The sequence below is a fragment of the Labrys methylaminiphilus subsp. lupini genome (genome assembly GCF_051161885.1).
Classification (GTDB): domain Bacteria; phylum Pseudomonadota; class Alphaproteobacteria; order Rhizobiales; family Labraceae; genus Labrys.
In genome coordinates this window covers 2,247,301-2,260,049 of the sequence record NZ_JBMDIH010000001.1, presented here as the reverse complement: position 1 = coordinate 2,260,049, position 12,749 = coordinate 2,247,301, and the positions used below count along the sequence as shown (strand labels likewise).

Below are 12,749 nucleotides of genomic sequence, written 5' to 3'. Positions count from 1 at the left end.
AATGGCAAATGAACATTGGTCCAGAGGTACGGTTCTGGTGTTGGGCGGCACGGGCAAGACGGGTCGCCGAGTCATCGACGGCTTGGAAAAGGCGGGGCGGTCCGTGCGCCTCGGCTCGCGCAAGGCGCAGCCGGCTTTCGATTGGGAAAGGCCGGAAGGCTGGGCCGCCGCCCTTGACGGTATCGCCGCGGTCTATGTCGCCTACCAGCCGGACCTAGCCTTGCCCGGCGCGGTGGCGGCGGTGAGCCGGTTCTTCGCCGAGGCCAAAGCCGCCGGCGTCGGCAAGATCGTGCTGCTGTCCGGGCGGGGCGAGCCGGAAGCCCAGGAAGCGGAAGAGGCACTGCAGGCCACGGATCTGGATTGGACGATCCTGCGTTGCAGCTGGTTCTTCCAGAATTTCAGCGAGAGTTTCTTCCTCGATGCCATCCAGGCCGGGGAGGTTGTCTTGCCCGATACGCTTGCGCCCGAGCCCTTCGTGGATGCCGACGACATCGCTGAAATCGCCGTAGCGGCCTTCGCCGATGCCAGGCATTCTCGCCAGCTCTACGAGATCACCGGTTCCGAAGCCCTGACCTTCGAGCAGGCCGTTGCAGCGATCGCCGAGGCAGCCGGACGCCGCATCGATTATGTGCCGGTGTCCCAGCAGGCTTACAGGGCCGGCCTGGTCGAGCAGGGCCTGCCGCCTGAGGTCATCGAACTCGTCACCTATCTGTTCGCTACCGTGCTCGATGGCCGCAACGAACCGATTGCCGATGGGGTCGAGCGCGCACTAAGCCGCCCGCCGCGCCGCTTTGCCGACTACGTCGCCCGCACCGCGGCCACCGGCATCTGGGGAGGAAACCATGCTTGAGCGCACCCTTTACGTCACCACCTTCATGGCTGCGGTCGGCAGCGGTCTGGTGGCGGGCATTTTCTTTGCCTTCTCCAATTTCGTCATGCCGGCCCTCGGGCGCGTGGCCCCGGCGAGCGGCATCGCGGCGATGCAGGCGATCAATGTCACCGTGATCAATCCCGGCTTCATGCTGGCCTTCATGGGCACGGCCGTGCTTTGCCTCGGTCTTGCCCTGGGCTCCTGGTTCTGGCTGGGGGAGTGGAGCGGCAAGCTGCTGCTCGCCGCCAGCCTGGTCTATCTCGTCGGCTGCGTCGGTGTGACCATGGCCTTGAACGTACCGCTTAACGACGCGCTGGCTGCGGCTCAGCCCGAGACGGCGCAGGCCAGTGAACTTTGGCAGCGCTTTTTGGTGGATTGGACGTTCTGGAACAGTGTCAGGACGGCGGCTTCCACAGTGGGCATGATGCTCTTCACACTGGTCCTGATCAGCCGCAGCGCCAGCTGATATTTGGCGTGAATTTGCCCTGGGGCCTAGCAGTCCGCCAGGGCAGGCTGTTGTCAACGTCCGAATATGCCTTTGAAGAACTGGGCCGCGCTGTTGCGCTTCTTCTTGCGCTCGAGTTCGCTGGCATCCTTCAGCCAGGTAATCTGGACAACGCGCCGCTCGCCGGCGAAAGGCTTGTGGCCGTGCCAGGAATTGGCGGCCCGGCGAAAACCGAAGCATGAGCCCATGACGGGTGATATTTCGGCCGTCATGTCGTCGAAATCATCAGGCCCGTTCAGCACGCGCAGGCAACCACCATCGTCATCCCAGTCGTCGTTCATGTAGACGAGGAACGTGGCGAGCTTGCTTTCGCTGTCGGTATGAATGCGGCCATCCTTGAGTTGCGAGAGCCGGCGGATCGTCGTCAGCCGGGGCAGGGGATCGAGATCGAGGCCGAGCTTGTCGGATAGGGACCTGGCCATCGCGCTGCTTTCGAGTTCCTCGACCAGATCCCGGAAGCTGCCCCGCAGCGCCATGCCGGCGACGGTCAGAAAGCCGGGTTTGTCGATGGCTGGAAAATCCTGCCGCAGCGACGGGATCTTGTCTTTCCGGAGAAAACCCTCGCCGATGATGTGGCGGTAGGGCTTGTCATGGATTTCAGCATTGCGGATGACATCGAGGTCGATGACAGGCATCGCCGGTCACTCCTGGAATGCATGCGCCAGCTGGCAAAGCCTGCACGGCGCTGCCCGAGCGTCCCCCGACCCTGAACGGATATGACGGGCTTGAATGTCTCGCTGCCTGGTGTCGTGGTCAAGGTGCTTTTGGTTTGTAGGCGCTCCTATAAAGTTTGCTGCCTGCCACGTTCGTGACGGGGCTTGCGTTCGTGCCTTTGCTGCAATCTGTCCGATAGGAGAATCGTGCCGGCGCGCCCTATTATTCCGCGATCCAAGGCCAGCGGTGGTTGAATGCCGCGGCCGTGCTCCCCAATTTTGAGGGAATCTTCCGGGGCGGCTATGCCGCCACCTTCCCTTGCTTCGTGAGGATCCTTCCTTGTCCCTGACGCCAGCCGATGTCATTCGCGCCCTCGAACTCGTCAAGCTGCCGGCAAGCGGCCAATCGCTGCCCTCGACCGGCCGGCTGACTGAAATCCGCGTCGACGGCTCGAAAGTGATGTTTGCCATCGCCATTGATGCGACCGAGGCGCGGGCGATGGAGCCGGTGCGAGCGGCGGCGGAAAATGCGGTACGCGGCCTACCGGGCGTCACCAATGTGCTGGTCGGGCTGACGGCCGAACGGCCGGCCGGTGCCGCGCGCCAGGAGCCGCCCGGCCCGCGGGCGCAGGCCGCCGCCCACAACGCGCCGCAGCAGCGGGCCCCGGTTCTGCCCGGCGTGAAGCGCGTCATTGCCGTCGCTTCCGGCAAGGGCGGTGTCGGCAAGTCGACGACCGCCTGCAATCTGGCCATCGCCCTGGCCGCGCAGGGGCTGAGCGTCGGGTTGCTCGATGCCGATATATTTGGACCGTCGGTTCCAAAACTCCTCGGCTTGACCGACAAGCCCGAACAGAATGCCGACAAGAAGATCATTCCGCTTGAGGCCTATGGCGTGAAGGCGATGTCGATCGGCTTCCTGGTCGATCAGGAGACCGCGATGATCTGGCGCGGCGCTATGGTGCAGTCGGCGCTCACGACGCTTCTGCGTGATGTCCTCTGGGGCGAACTCGACGTCATGGTGGTCGACATGCCGCCGGGCACCGGCGATGCGCAGCTCACCATGGCGCAGAACACGCCGCTGGCTGGCGCTGTGATCGTCTCGACGCCCCAGGATCTGGCCCTGATAGACGCCCGCCGCGGCGTCGGCATGTTCCAGAAGGTGAATGTCCCGATCCTCGGCATCATCGAGAACATGTCCACCTTCTCCTGCCCCAATTGCGGCCATGTCAGCCATCTCTTCGGTCATGGCGGAGCGCGGCGTGAGGCCGAGAAACTCGGCGTGCCCTTCCTCGGCGAATTGCCTTTGTCCATGGAAGTGCGCGAGCGCTCGGATGCCGGCAGGCCGGTGACCGCCACTTTGCCGGACAGCCTGGAAGCCGGCATCTATCGCCGCATCGCGGCGCAGGTTTGGGCTGGTCTGTCGGGGGAAGGTGTTGATCAACGCCTTCAGCCGCGTATTGTCATCGAGTGACGGTCGGCCACCTTCCGCTGACACTCGACAGCGACATCATTCGGAAATGCCCTATGGAAACGCTCTCTGCAAATCCCGAGCAAGTCGCTCCGGTATCCGTGACGGCCGCCATCCTCGTCGTCGGTGATGAGATTTTGTCGGGCCGGACCAAGGACAAGAATATCGGCTACATCTCCGAATTCCTCACCGGAGCCGGCGTGGACGTGAAAGAGGTGCGTGTCGTTCCCGACGAGGAGGACCGCATCGTCGAGGCCGTTAACGCCCTGCGCGCGCGCTATGACTATGTGCTGTCGACGGGCGGCATCGGGCCGACACATGACGATATCACCGCCGATTCCGTCGCCAAGGCCTTCGACGTCGGCATCGAGATCGACCAGCGCGCCGTCGAAGTGATGACCCGGCATTATGGCGGCGCCGTGAACCTGACACCGGCCCGCCTGCGCATGGCGCGCATTCCCGCTGGGGCCGAACTCGTCGACAATCCGGTCTCCGCTGCGCCGGGCTTCATGCTGGGCAATGTCATCGTGATGGCGGGCGTGCCCAACATCATGCAGCGCATGCTCGACAATGCCATTTTGAAGATGCGCACGGGAGCCGTCACGCTATCGGACAGCGTTTCGCCGGGGCCGGGGATCGGCGAGGGCGCCGTCGCCGAGCCACTCGCGGCGATCGCGCAGGCCCATCCCGAGGTCTCGATCGGCTCCTATCCCTCCTTCGGCCCGGCCGGCTTTCAGACCCAGCTGGTGATCCGAGGCAAGGACGCGGCCAAGGTCGCCGCTGCCAAGGCCGACATCGAGGCGATGGTCGCCACCATCAAACGCTGAGGTCGGGGCGCCTTCATCGGTCGCAAAATGGCGTGGAAGGGCTAATTCGGGGCTTGATCGGTTCGATTTCGCCGCTATGAAGAGCGACCCGCGAACCAGCAGACTATGGCTCGTGGGATCCTTGATCCCATGAACCATAGTCTGCTGGACTTTTAACATTTGCAAAATTCACTAGCTTCATCCACCCGTGGATGAAGCTGGTGAATTTCTGCTAGGGACCGGATCATGAACTCGCCCAAGCCGGACAAGGCCTTCCCCGTATCCTGGGATCAGTTCCACCGCGATGCGCGTGCGCTTGCCTGGCGATTGTCCGGCAGCGGCCCCTTCAATGCGATCGTCTGTATCACGCGAGGCGGCCTCGTTCCGGCAGCGATCATTTCGCGCGAGCTTGGCATCCGCCTGATCGAGACCGTCTGCATTGCCAGCTATCACGACTACAAGACCCAGAGCGGCCTGCAGGTACTCAAGGATGTCGACGAGAAGCTGGCCGCCAATGGCGGCGAAGGCATCCTGGTGGTCGATGATCTCGTCGACACCGGCTCGACCGCCAAGGTGGTGCGCGACCGCCTGCCTAAGGCGCATTTCGCCACCGTCTATGCCAAGCCGCTCGGCCGCCCGCTGGTCGATACCTTTGTCACCGAGGTGAGCCAGGATACCTGGATCTATTTCCCGTGGGACATGGGCCTGGCCTTCCAGCCGCCGATCGCCCAGGGCTCCGAGGGGTGATATCGGCAGGCACTGAAAGCGCCGTATTGAAACCAACTCGACGTCGTTAGCCCGGCTGCGCGAGGCGCAGTCGTTCCACTTCCTCCCAACAGGTCCGGATGATCGGCTCGGCGCTCGGGCCGACATGCTCGCGGAAATGAGCCAGCATCCCGTCCATCGGCAAGCCAAGCTCGTCGAAGCCGATCATGTAGTTGCGGATGCGGTCGTGCCAACTGATCGTATAGGGTGCGCCCGTCGGGCGGTCGAAGCGATGGATCCAGCGCAGGAAGGGCAGGCACAGGGTGCGCCCGCCCGCTTGGCGGAATTTCTCGTGGATATAGCCTTCCTCGCCGCCAAAACCACGGAAAAGCTTGTTGTAACCCGGCCAGGCTGCGCGGCGGCAAGCATAGAGGCCCAGGCCTTGCATCGGAACGTCAAAGGGCGGCGCCTCGGGATCCCTGCCTGCGGGATCAAGCGCCCAGGTGCCATACATGCCGCCGGACCATTCCCCCGTCCAATGGGTGGAAAGGGTGACGAGGTCGTCGCTGACGAGCGGCCCCTGCAACAGGTCGTTACTGCCGGGATGCTCCTCGAAATAGCGCAGGAGCTTGGCCAATGCCCCCTGCACCAGCAGGACGTGGCAGTCCAGGCAGACGACATGCTCGCCGGCGGCTTCCTGCATCACGAAATCGCGCACGGCGGTGCCGATGCTGTCCGCCACCGGAATGTAGCGAAACCCGCCTGACCCCTTGGCAAGACGGCGAAGGGCATCGCCGCAGATCCCGTTCGGATTGTTGTCGACCACCAGGAATTCGAGGTCGTCGGCGATCTCGGGATGATAGAGCCGCAGGGCCTGCAGCGTGAAATAGACCCCGTCATAATCGTCGAACGTCGCCATGCCGATGCTCAGGCGCTTGCGCGGTCTGGCGATGGCCGGTTGGGAGAAGAACCAGTCGCCGGCCGGGCGTACCGTCACTGCCGCTGCGGTGTCCAGTTGCTGGCGCGCCTCGATCCTGTGCTGACGGGCCGTGTTCGCTACCGGCAGGTCGGCATCGAACCTGCGGCGCAGGAAGCTGTCGAGCCAGTCGCCAGGCTGGCCGAAGCGCGCTTTGACGACCGGGATCTGCCGGGCGAAGTCGGTGAGCTTGGCCTCGATCGCGGCCGACATCTGCTGGTCCGGATGCTGGGAGAGTTCGAGAAAGAAGCGCCGCCTGTCTAAGGAAACCGTCTGCAGGTCGGGTTCGGCGCCCTCATGGCGCTGCGGCACCAGGACGAGGGCGCAGGGCCATTCGGCCGCGTGGTCCTCGGCCAGCGCCTCTGGCTTGATCACGGCGCCTGCCTGGGTGAGCGAGGCGTAGGCATCGATGAAGGCCGGAGAGGACAGGATGCGGGCCGACACCTGCGCATGGGGCGCGAGGGCGAGCGCGCCCGGCCTGACGAATGTCTCCGCGTCCCCGAGGCAGACGAGATCGTCGGCGAGGAACTGGAAGCCTTTTTCGACCAGCCAGGCGACAAGACTGGTCTTGCCGCAGCCGGGAGGCCCGGCAATCAGCACGACCTTGCCGTCATAAGCCACCGCTGCAGCGCGCAGAACCGGCGGGATGGAGGCCGTCGCCACCACGCGGCCGATCTCGTCGAGCAGGGGATGCAGGGCATCCGGCCAGAACAGCTCTCTCCAGACCAGGGTGCCGTCACGATAGAGCTCGAACCGGCTCGAATCCTGGCGGTACAGGCGCAACGTCGCAGATGGAGGCCCCGGTTGGCTATCACCGGCGACATGCCAGAAATAGGGCCAGATCGCTTCGTCCAGATCTTCAGGATAGATCAGCGTGAGGTCGATGCCGCAAAGCGTGATCGAGAGAGTGGTTTCGCTCATCCCTTGTCCCGTTTCGTCTTCATTATCGGTGCCGACCGCCGAGGCAATGACGATCTTTCCACAAGGATGCAGAGCACGAGCGGGCGAAGCCTTGCAAGGTCTGGGCCGGGTCGGCCGAGCTTTTCAATGGGTCGGGACACAAGGGAGGCCACAGCTTGATCGGGCTGCCGCTCTGCCGCGTGCCGCTGTTCCCGAGTGGAGCGAGAGCCGTATCGGCGCCTGCCCCCCTCGCTTTCGAGCCAGGGTGGCTGTGGACCTTGAAATAAGAACAATTCAAGAACAAATTGCTGGCCATCGCCGAGCTTCCCGGTTAATTTCCGGCGGATTCGAAGGATGGGAGGCAAGGATGGCGATCGATCCGAAAATACTCTTCGCGGACGAGGTCGTGCCGGCGACAGCCGAGGAAGCGGCGGCCCTGGACGGCATCATCCGCGATTGCGACGGCGATCCCTACAAGGCGGCGCTGACCTTGTATCGCCTGTTCACCCTGCAATCCGCGATCGTGGAGGCGAGGGGACGGCCGGCGGAGGGGAGCGGGGATTGAACGTCGCGGTCGGGCACGGCTTCAGGCCCGGTTGCGTGGCGGCTCGATCAGCACGATCTGGCATTCTGCGGTCAGCGCTTCCGGGCAATGTTCGACCCCGTGCGGCACGATGATGAAATCGCCTTCCTCGACGACTTCGTCGCGGTCTCGGAAGCGCATGAGCAGTCGGCCCTTGTGCACCAGCAGGAAGGCATCCTCTCTGGCATTGAAATGCCAGCCGGATTCGGCCTCGACCTTGGCGAGCTTGACCTCGATGTCGTTGATCCGCCCGGCAATCCTGGGTGAAGCAGTGTCCGCAAAGGCGCGGAAGGCGGATGTCAGGCTCTGCTTGTGATAGGGGGACAAATGGTTGTTGATCTCGGCCACGTCCCGCATGATGGCGGCAAGCTGGCTTGCCACATCCTGGCCGTCGGCCGGATAGCGGCCGTCGAGCGCGGCGGTTCCGATGGTGAAACCCATGCCGCCCGCCTCCTTCACCGCTGCGATCTGCCTAGGCGTCTCGATGGATCCGGCCATGTAGACGGGCTTGGAAACCGCGGCGCATACGGCCTTCATCAGCGCCGGCACGTCTTCCTTCGAACGATAGGCAAGCAGATCGAGGCCGTGCACGCCTTCATGGGCCGCGAGCTTGCGGGCACTGGCGACGATTTCATCGATGCTGCCTTCGAGCACGCTGGGATGGCCGTTGATGCGGCCGGGGAAGGGGCAATAGCGGATGGACGTGCCCCTGACGATCGCCGACACCTCCTCGACATGCGTGCCGCCAAGCAGGATATCGACGCCGATCTCGACGGCTGCCCGGGCGGAGGCCAGTTCACTGTCGCGATCGAGCGAGACCACTTCGAGATAGGAGGTCGCGCCTCCCGCCCGGATCGCCCGGCTGAGATCCTTGAGCCGCTCGATCGGCAGGCCGATATCCTTGAAGCCTATATGGCGGATCCCGAGCTTCAGCGCCGTTTGAAGATGCGTGGCGGCATCTTCGACCGTCTGGTCGTTGCGGGTGAGCATGAAGATGAAGCGAAGACCCATCAGGAGACCCTCTCGAGAGTGTTTTCAAGAAAAGTTGATAGACTTTTCGATTAAGAAAACGCGTCAAAACAAAGAGTTATATTAAAGTTCAATTTGCGGAAAACACATCTTGCCCTCGTTCAGTATCGGCTTTGGCCTCGATGAGGCGCCGGGCATAGGCAATGGCGGTCATCAGGCTCGCGGGATCCGCAATGCCCTGTCCGGCGATATCGAACGCCGTGCCATGATCGGGGCTGGTGCGGATGAAAGGCAAGCCGAGCGTGATGTTCACGCCCCTGTCCAGCCCGAGATATTTGATCGGAATGAGGCCCTGGTCGTGATATTGGGCGACCACGACGTCGAACCGGCCTTGCCGGGCCTGAAGAAACACGGTGTCGCCGGGCCAGGGACCGCTGGCGTCGATACCCTCACGGCGCGCCGCTGCGATGGCCGGCGCGATGATCTCGATTTCCTCGGTGCCGAACAGGCCGCCTTCACCGGCATGCGGGTTGAGGCCGGCAACGGCGATGCGCGGCACCGGGATGCCGAGCGCCCGCCCGCCTTCATGCGCAAAGCGGATCGCCGCCATCTGGGCCGCGAAATCGGCCTGTTCGATCGCCAGGCGCAATGCGGTGTGAATGGTGACGAGAACTGTCCGGATTTCGTCATTGGCCAGCATCATCGCCACCCGCGTGGCTCCGCCATGGGCGGCGAGGATCTCGGTGTGGCCTGGGTAGGACAGGCCCGCGGCCGCCATCGCCTCCTTGTTGATCGGAGCCGTGACGATGCCTTTGACCGTGCCCGCCTTGGCGGCGTCAATGGCCGTCAGCAGCGCATCGAAGGCTGCCTTGCCGCAGGCCGGGCTGATCCGGCCGAGGGGCGGCGGCTCGCGAATGTCGCAGGCGTCGACGACATCGATGACGCCGGCGCGAAAGTGAGCCTCCTCCGGCCCGGCAACCTTATGAACCTGCAGCGTCAGGGCGAGGCGGGCCACGACGTCGGCCATCACGCGCGCGCTGCCATAGACGATGGAGGGCCCGCAGCCTGCGGTAAACGCCTTGGCGATGATCTCCGGTCCGATGCCGGCGGCATCGCCCATGGTGATGGCGAGCGGCGAGGGGGCCGCAGCGGGGACGGTGCCGGACTGCTCTCTGCCGGGAAGGCTCGCGATTTCAGAAGGAACGGTTTGCATGGCCTGATTATCGAGGAAATGGAGCCCAAAAAAAGCGATAGTTTCTATCCAAAATCGGTGATACCAGATCACCAATGGACCGCTCCGACATTCCCTCGCTGGACGATTTGCGCGCCTTCGAGGCCACGGCGCGGCTGGGTTCGGTACGCCTTGCCGCCGACACCCTGGCATTGACGCATGGTGCGGTCAGCCGGCGCATCGCCAAGCTCTCGGAGGATCTGGGTCTCCGGCTGTTCGAGAAGAGCGGGCGTGGCCTCAAGCTGACGACGGCCGGCGAGACGCTGTTCCTGACTGTGAACCGCTTCTTCGGCGAATTGCGCACCACCGTCCAAGGCCTGCGCGCCGCTGCGACGCGGGACGATGCCCTGGTGCTGTCCTGCGAGCCGTCGGTGGCGATGCGCTGGCTCATCCCGCGCCTGGGCGGCTTCCAGGCAGCCCATCCCGCGATCGCCCTGCATCTTTCGGTTGGCGGCGGCCCGATCGATTTCGCGCGCGAGCGGATCGATCTCGCCATCCGCCGCCTCGACTTTGCCATGCCAGAAACCTGGCAGGTCAAGCGCCTGTTCGCCGAAAAGGTCGGACCGGTGATGGTGCCTGATCTCCTCGCCGATTTCGAGGAGGGCGCCTATATCGGCCTTGGCTCGAGGACGCGCCCCGACGCCTGGTCGACATGGCTGGCGCGCCACGCCCACCGGCCGCAACCGAGGGAAATCCGCTTCTACGATCACCATTTCCTGATGATGGAAGCGGCTTCGGCGGGGCTGGGCGTCGCCCTCAGCCCGCTGGTGCTGGCTACCGATGACATCAAGCGAAGCCGCCTCCGAGCGCCCGCTGGCTTCTGGGCCGACGGCACGCATTACGGGCTGGTCTGGCCGGGCGAACGCGAACCGAATGCGAAGGCCCAGCAACTGATGGACTGGCTCGTGGCGGGATGCGCTTCCTCGTTTGGGTAGCGATCCCTGTGGATCGACCGCTGGAGCGGGATTGATACCGGTATGGTGCTCGGCAGAAGGGCCCTAACGGTGCTCTCACACAGCGTGACGCACTCAATGACATCCCTAGAAAGTTCGGGATGGGGAGCGTTGGTGGGAACTGGTCGTCCACGGGGTGTCCCTGGGCGTCGCACGCGATACAATCGCTGAAATACAGGACTAATCATCATGACCCGTTTCATAGCGGCTCTGCTCGCTCTCGTGTGCGCAGGGCCTGCATTCGCCCAAGCCCAGGCCAAGGGTACGCCAACACTATCCATCGACAAGTCGGGCTCCTCCCGATGTCTCTATTTGTGGGACCTCGATAGCCCCAACGCTACGGACAAGGGGGTACCCTTTGGGTGTTTGGACGAAAAGGGCGCATGGAACCTCCCGACCACTCTTCGCAACGTTACGGAGATTGACGAAACCACCCTCCGTGGATTCGGCTATAAGGGCGATGGTATCGCTAGGACGTTGAGTTCGGTTACTTCCTTGAACGGGCGCCCAACCTCGGGCTGGACTCTCAGCCAGTGGCAGGCCGTCCTTCCCGCCGCGACCTCGCTAGGCGACTATCTGGACTGGGCGATCTTTCAGTCCCTTATCAATGCCAACGCCAATGGCAAGGTAACCTTCACCCTTGGGGCCGGAGCCGCTCGCTTCAACAGGACGCTCAAGGTCTGCTCCCAAACGCTGACGATTGCCGGTGCCGGCGACAAGCAGACGGTTCTCCAGTATGACGGCGGCGTTAACGGTATTGAGGTCTGCATCAACTCCCCCGATGCCGGCAGGACGCAAAATCCCATTTTTTTGAATGACTTGGAACTCCGCCAGACCACGCCGGGCAACACCGCAATTGGCCTCTATGGCAAATGGGTTCCCGGCTCTATCGGCGGGAAGATCGACAACGTTCGCATCGACAACTTCAATCAGGCCGTTGAAGTGTGGAGCGCGGGTGGCTGGGACATCGACCACTTGTTTGCATCCTCGGGTTTGCCCGCAGGCGGGGTTGTTGGCGATGGCTTCCGATTGATGGGCAACTCGGTTTTCGTCGTCCACATCGAGAACTCTCAGATGCAGGGGTTTGCCGATGGCTGGCACTTCGAGAATGCCGCTGACTATGGAAATCCCGCAAGGGCAGGCATGGAGGACATCGCCTTAAGGAACTCAGGTTCCGGGGAAGGCCGTGCCTGCGTGCGGATCAAGTCCACAGATCACAATTATTCGCCGTTGCACTGGAATATCGAGAACATGGCTTGCCAGGCCCATGAGGGTTTCGTGCAGGCTGAGCAGGCCGGGGCGCTCCGGATCATCGGCGGCTCGTGGATTCTGGCCCATCCCGCAGGCTCGTGGTCTGGTGTCGGTAAAGATTGGTTCCTGTTTGGCCGGGTGGAGACAGGTGTCCTACGAGACGCCCACATTTCCAACAATGCCCGGACTATGACGGTTTCTTCTTATGTACGTCTGGCTAATGCCGGCTCTTTCGGCGGTTCAGCCCACAATGTGACAATCGATAACAACAAATTCGAATACGCCAATTTGACAGCGACCAATGCGCAAATATGGAAGGAATTCGAAGCTGTCGGCATCCGCGTGATGAACAACCAGTTCGTCAAGGCTTGGAGCTATCAGCCACTACCTCCAGCCAACGCCTTCAAATGGGTTGATAACGCCACTCGAACTGACAGCTTGGTGCGGGCTGCTCCCGGTGAGATCTATAGCCTGGCGGGGGCCGTCACCGGAATGGCGAGCACCACGGCAACGAATGTAGCCTCGGTGTCCCTGCCTCCGGGGATGTGGGCGTGTTCATCGAATATCTTCCTCAGCCCGACGGGCGGGGCTTCGATCTCGGTCATTCAAGCCGGTCTCAATACCACGTCCGCCAAAGTTCCCCTGACGCCAGCTCTCGGAGGCATCTCCGAGGGGGGAACATGGAGAGAAGGTGTCTCGAAGGCCCTCACAGCCTGGACGTTCGACTTTACGACCGCCACGGCCAACACGACCGTCTACCTCGTGGGCCTCGCAGCTTACTCAGGTGGCTCCGTCAATGTTTCCAATGCGGGCCAGTGCGTACGGCTTAGGTAAGTAAACGCTGGGAGCGCCCCTGCTCACGGAAAAGAACACCTGGG

Annotated in this window: 12 protein-coding genes; 8 read left to right on the top strand and 4 right to left on the bottom strand. The window is 63.1% G+C overall.

Features of this window, described 5'->3' with window-relative positions; genetic code table 11:
- Position 1: 1 nt before the first annotated feature.
- On the top strand, positions 2–850 hold the full coding sequence (locus tag ACN6KF_RS10630; RefSeq protein WP_434956814.1) for an NAD(P)H-binding protein: 849 nt from the start codon (positions 2–4) through the stop codon (positions 848–850).
- Entirely contained in the window at positions 843–1,337 is a 495-nt protein-coding gene (locus ACN6KF_RS10625; RefSeq protein WP_434956813.1) for an anthrone oxygenase family protein, read from the top strand. Before ACN6KF_RS10630 ends, ACN6KF_RS10625 begins: the two co-directional genes overlap by 8 nt.
- A 53-nt stretch (positions 1,338–1,390) precedes the next feature.
- Here ACN6KF_RS10625 and ACN6KF_RS10620 read toward each other — a convergent pair whose 3' ends face one another.
- Positions 1,391–2,011 (bottom strand): 2OG-Fe(II) oxygenase family protein, encoded by a 621-nt coding sequence (locus ACN6KF_RS10620; RefSeq protein WP_434956812.1) that lies wholly within the window; start codon positions 2,009–2,011, stop codon positions 1,391–1,393.
- A gap of 358 nt (positions 2,012–2,369) precedes the next feature.
- Between ACN6KF_RS10620 and ACN6KF_RS10615 the strand changes: the two genes are divergently transcribed.
- The 3 genes from ACN6KF_RS10615 to gpt all read left to right on the top strand — a co-directional run bounded on the left by ACN6KF_RS10615 (position 2,370) and on the right by gpt (position 5,050).
- Complete coding sequence (locus ACN6KF_RS10615; RefSeq protein ID WP_434956811.1) at positions 2,370–3,500, top strand: Mrp/NBP35 family ATP-binding protein; 1,131 nt, start codon at positions 2,370–2,372, stop codon at positions 3,498–3,500.
- 53 nt (positions 3,501–3,553) lie between these two features.
- On the top strand, positions 3,554–4,324 hold the full coding sequence (locus ACN6KF_RS10610) for a competence/damage-inducible protein A (RefSeq protein WP_434956810.1): 771 nt from the start codon (positions 3,554–3,556) through the stop codon (positions 4,322–4,324).
- Between the two features lie 225 nt (positions 4,325–4,549).
- Positions 4,550–5,050: a xanthine phosphoribosyltransferase gene (gpt, locus tag ACN6KF_RS10605; RefSeq protein ID WP_434956809.1), complete on the top strand. Its 501-nt coding sequence runs from the start codon at positions 4,550–4,552 to the stop codon at positions 5,048–5,050.
- A gap of 46 nt (positions 5,051–5,096) precedes the next feature.
- Here the strand turns inward: gpt and ACN6KF_RS10600 are convergent, their stop codons facing one another.
- A complete protein-coding gene (locus tag ACN6KF_RS10600) occupies positions 5,097–6,905 on the bottom strand; it encodes a glycosyltransferase family 2 protein (RefSeq protein ID WP_434956808.1) in 1,809 nt (602 codons plus the stop codon).
- Positions 6,906–7,251: 346 nt separating this feature from the next.
- Between ACN6KF_RS10600 and ACN6KF_RS10595 the strand changes: the two genes are divergently transcribed.
- A complete protein-coding gene (locus tag ACN6KF_RS10595; protein WP_434956807.1) occupies positions 7,252–7,449 on the top strand; it encodes a hypothetical protein in 198 nt (65 codons plus the stop codon).
- A 21-nt stretch (positions 7,450–7,470) separates the two neighbouring features.
- Here ACN6KF_RS10595 and ACN6KF_RS10590 read toward each other — a convergent pair whose 3' ends face one another.
- Complete coding sequence (locus ACN6KF_RS10590; protein ID WP_434956806.1) at positions 7,471–8,478, bottom strand: cupin domain-containing protein; 1,008 nt, start codon at positions 8,476–8,478, stop codon at positions 7,471–7,473.
- Between the two features lie 88 nt (positions 8,479–8,566).
- Positions 8,567–9,649: a 4-hydroxythreonine-4-phosphate dehydrogenase PdxA gene (pdxA, locus tag ACN6KF_RS10585; protein ID WP_434956805.1), complete on the bottom strand. Its 1,083-nt coding sequence runs from the start codon at positions 9,647–9,649 to the stop codon at positions 8,567–8,569.
- Between the two features lie 74 nt (positions 9,650–9,723).
- On the opposite strand from pdxA, the gene ACN6KF_RS10580 reads away from it, so the two are divergent.
- Together ACN6KF_RS10580 and ACN6KF_RS10575 are read left to right on the top strand one after the other, a co-directional pair.
- Positions 9,724–10,602, top strand: a complete 879-nt coding sequence (locus ACN6KF_RS10580) for a LysR family transcriptional regulator (RefSeq protein ID WP_434956804.1) — start codon at positions 9,724–9,726, stop codon at positions 10,600–10,602.
- A gap of 207 nt (positions 10,603–10,809) precedes the next feature.
- Positions 10,810–12,705: a hypothetical protein gene (locus tag ACN6KF_RS10575; protein ID WP_434956803.1), complete on the top strand. Its 1,896-nt coding sequence runs from the start codon at positions 10,810–10,812 to the stop codon at positions 12,703–12,705.
- Positions 12,706–12,749 lie beyond the last annotated feature (44 nt).

What these genes read in the sequence shown, in the direction of transcription:
- ACN6KF_RS10630 (WP_434956814.1), top strand. Translation starts at nt 2, where the DNA reads ATGGCAAATGAACATTGGTCCAGAGGTACGGTTCTGGTGTTGGGCGGC.
- ACN6KF_RS10625 (WP_434956813.1), top strand. Translation starts at nt 843, where the DNA reads ATGCTTGAGCGCACCCTTTACGTCACCACCTTCATGGCTGCGGTCGGC.
- ACN6KF_RS10620 (WP_434956812.1), bottom strand. Translation starts at nt 2,011, where the DNA reads ATGCCTGTCATCGACCTCGATGTCATCCGCAATGCTGAAATCCATGAC.
- ACN6KF_RS10610 (WP_434956810.1), top strand. Translation starts at nt 3,554, where the DNA reads ATGGAAACGCTCTCTGCAAATCCCGAGCAAGTCGCTCCGGTATCCGTG.
- gpt (WP_434956809.1), top strand. Translation starts at nt 4,550, where the DNA reads ATGAACTCGCCCAAGCCGGACAAGGCCTTCCCCGTATCCTGGGATCAG.
- ACN6KF_RS10600 (WP_434956808.1), bottom strand. Translation starts at nt 6,905, where the DNA reads ATGAGCGAAACCACTCTCTCGATCACGCTTTGCGGCATCGACCTCACG.
- ACN6KF_RS10595 (WP_434956807.1), top strand. Translation starts at nt 7,252, where the DNA reads ATGGCGATCGATCCGAAAATACTCTTCGCGGACGAGGTCGTGCCGGCG.
- ACN6KF_RS10590 (WP_434956806.1), bottom strand. Translation starts at nt 8,478, where the DNA reads ATGGGTCTTCGCTTCATCTTCATGCTCACCCGCAACGACCAGACGGTC.
- pdxA (WP_434956805.1), bottom strand. Translation starts at nt 9,649, where the DNA reads ATGCAAACCGTTCCTTCTGAAATCGCGAGCCTTCCCGGCAGAGAGCAG.
- ACN6KF_RS10580 (WP_434956804.1), top strand. Translation starts at nt 9,724, where the DNA reads ATGGACCGCTCCGACATTCCCTCGCTGGACGATTTGCGCGCCTTCGAG.
- ACN6KF_RS10575 (WP_434956803.1), top strand. Translation starts at nt 10,810, where the DNA reads ATGACCCGTTTCATAGCGGCTCTGCTCGCTCTCGTGTGCGCAGGGCCT.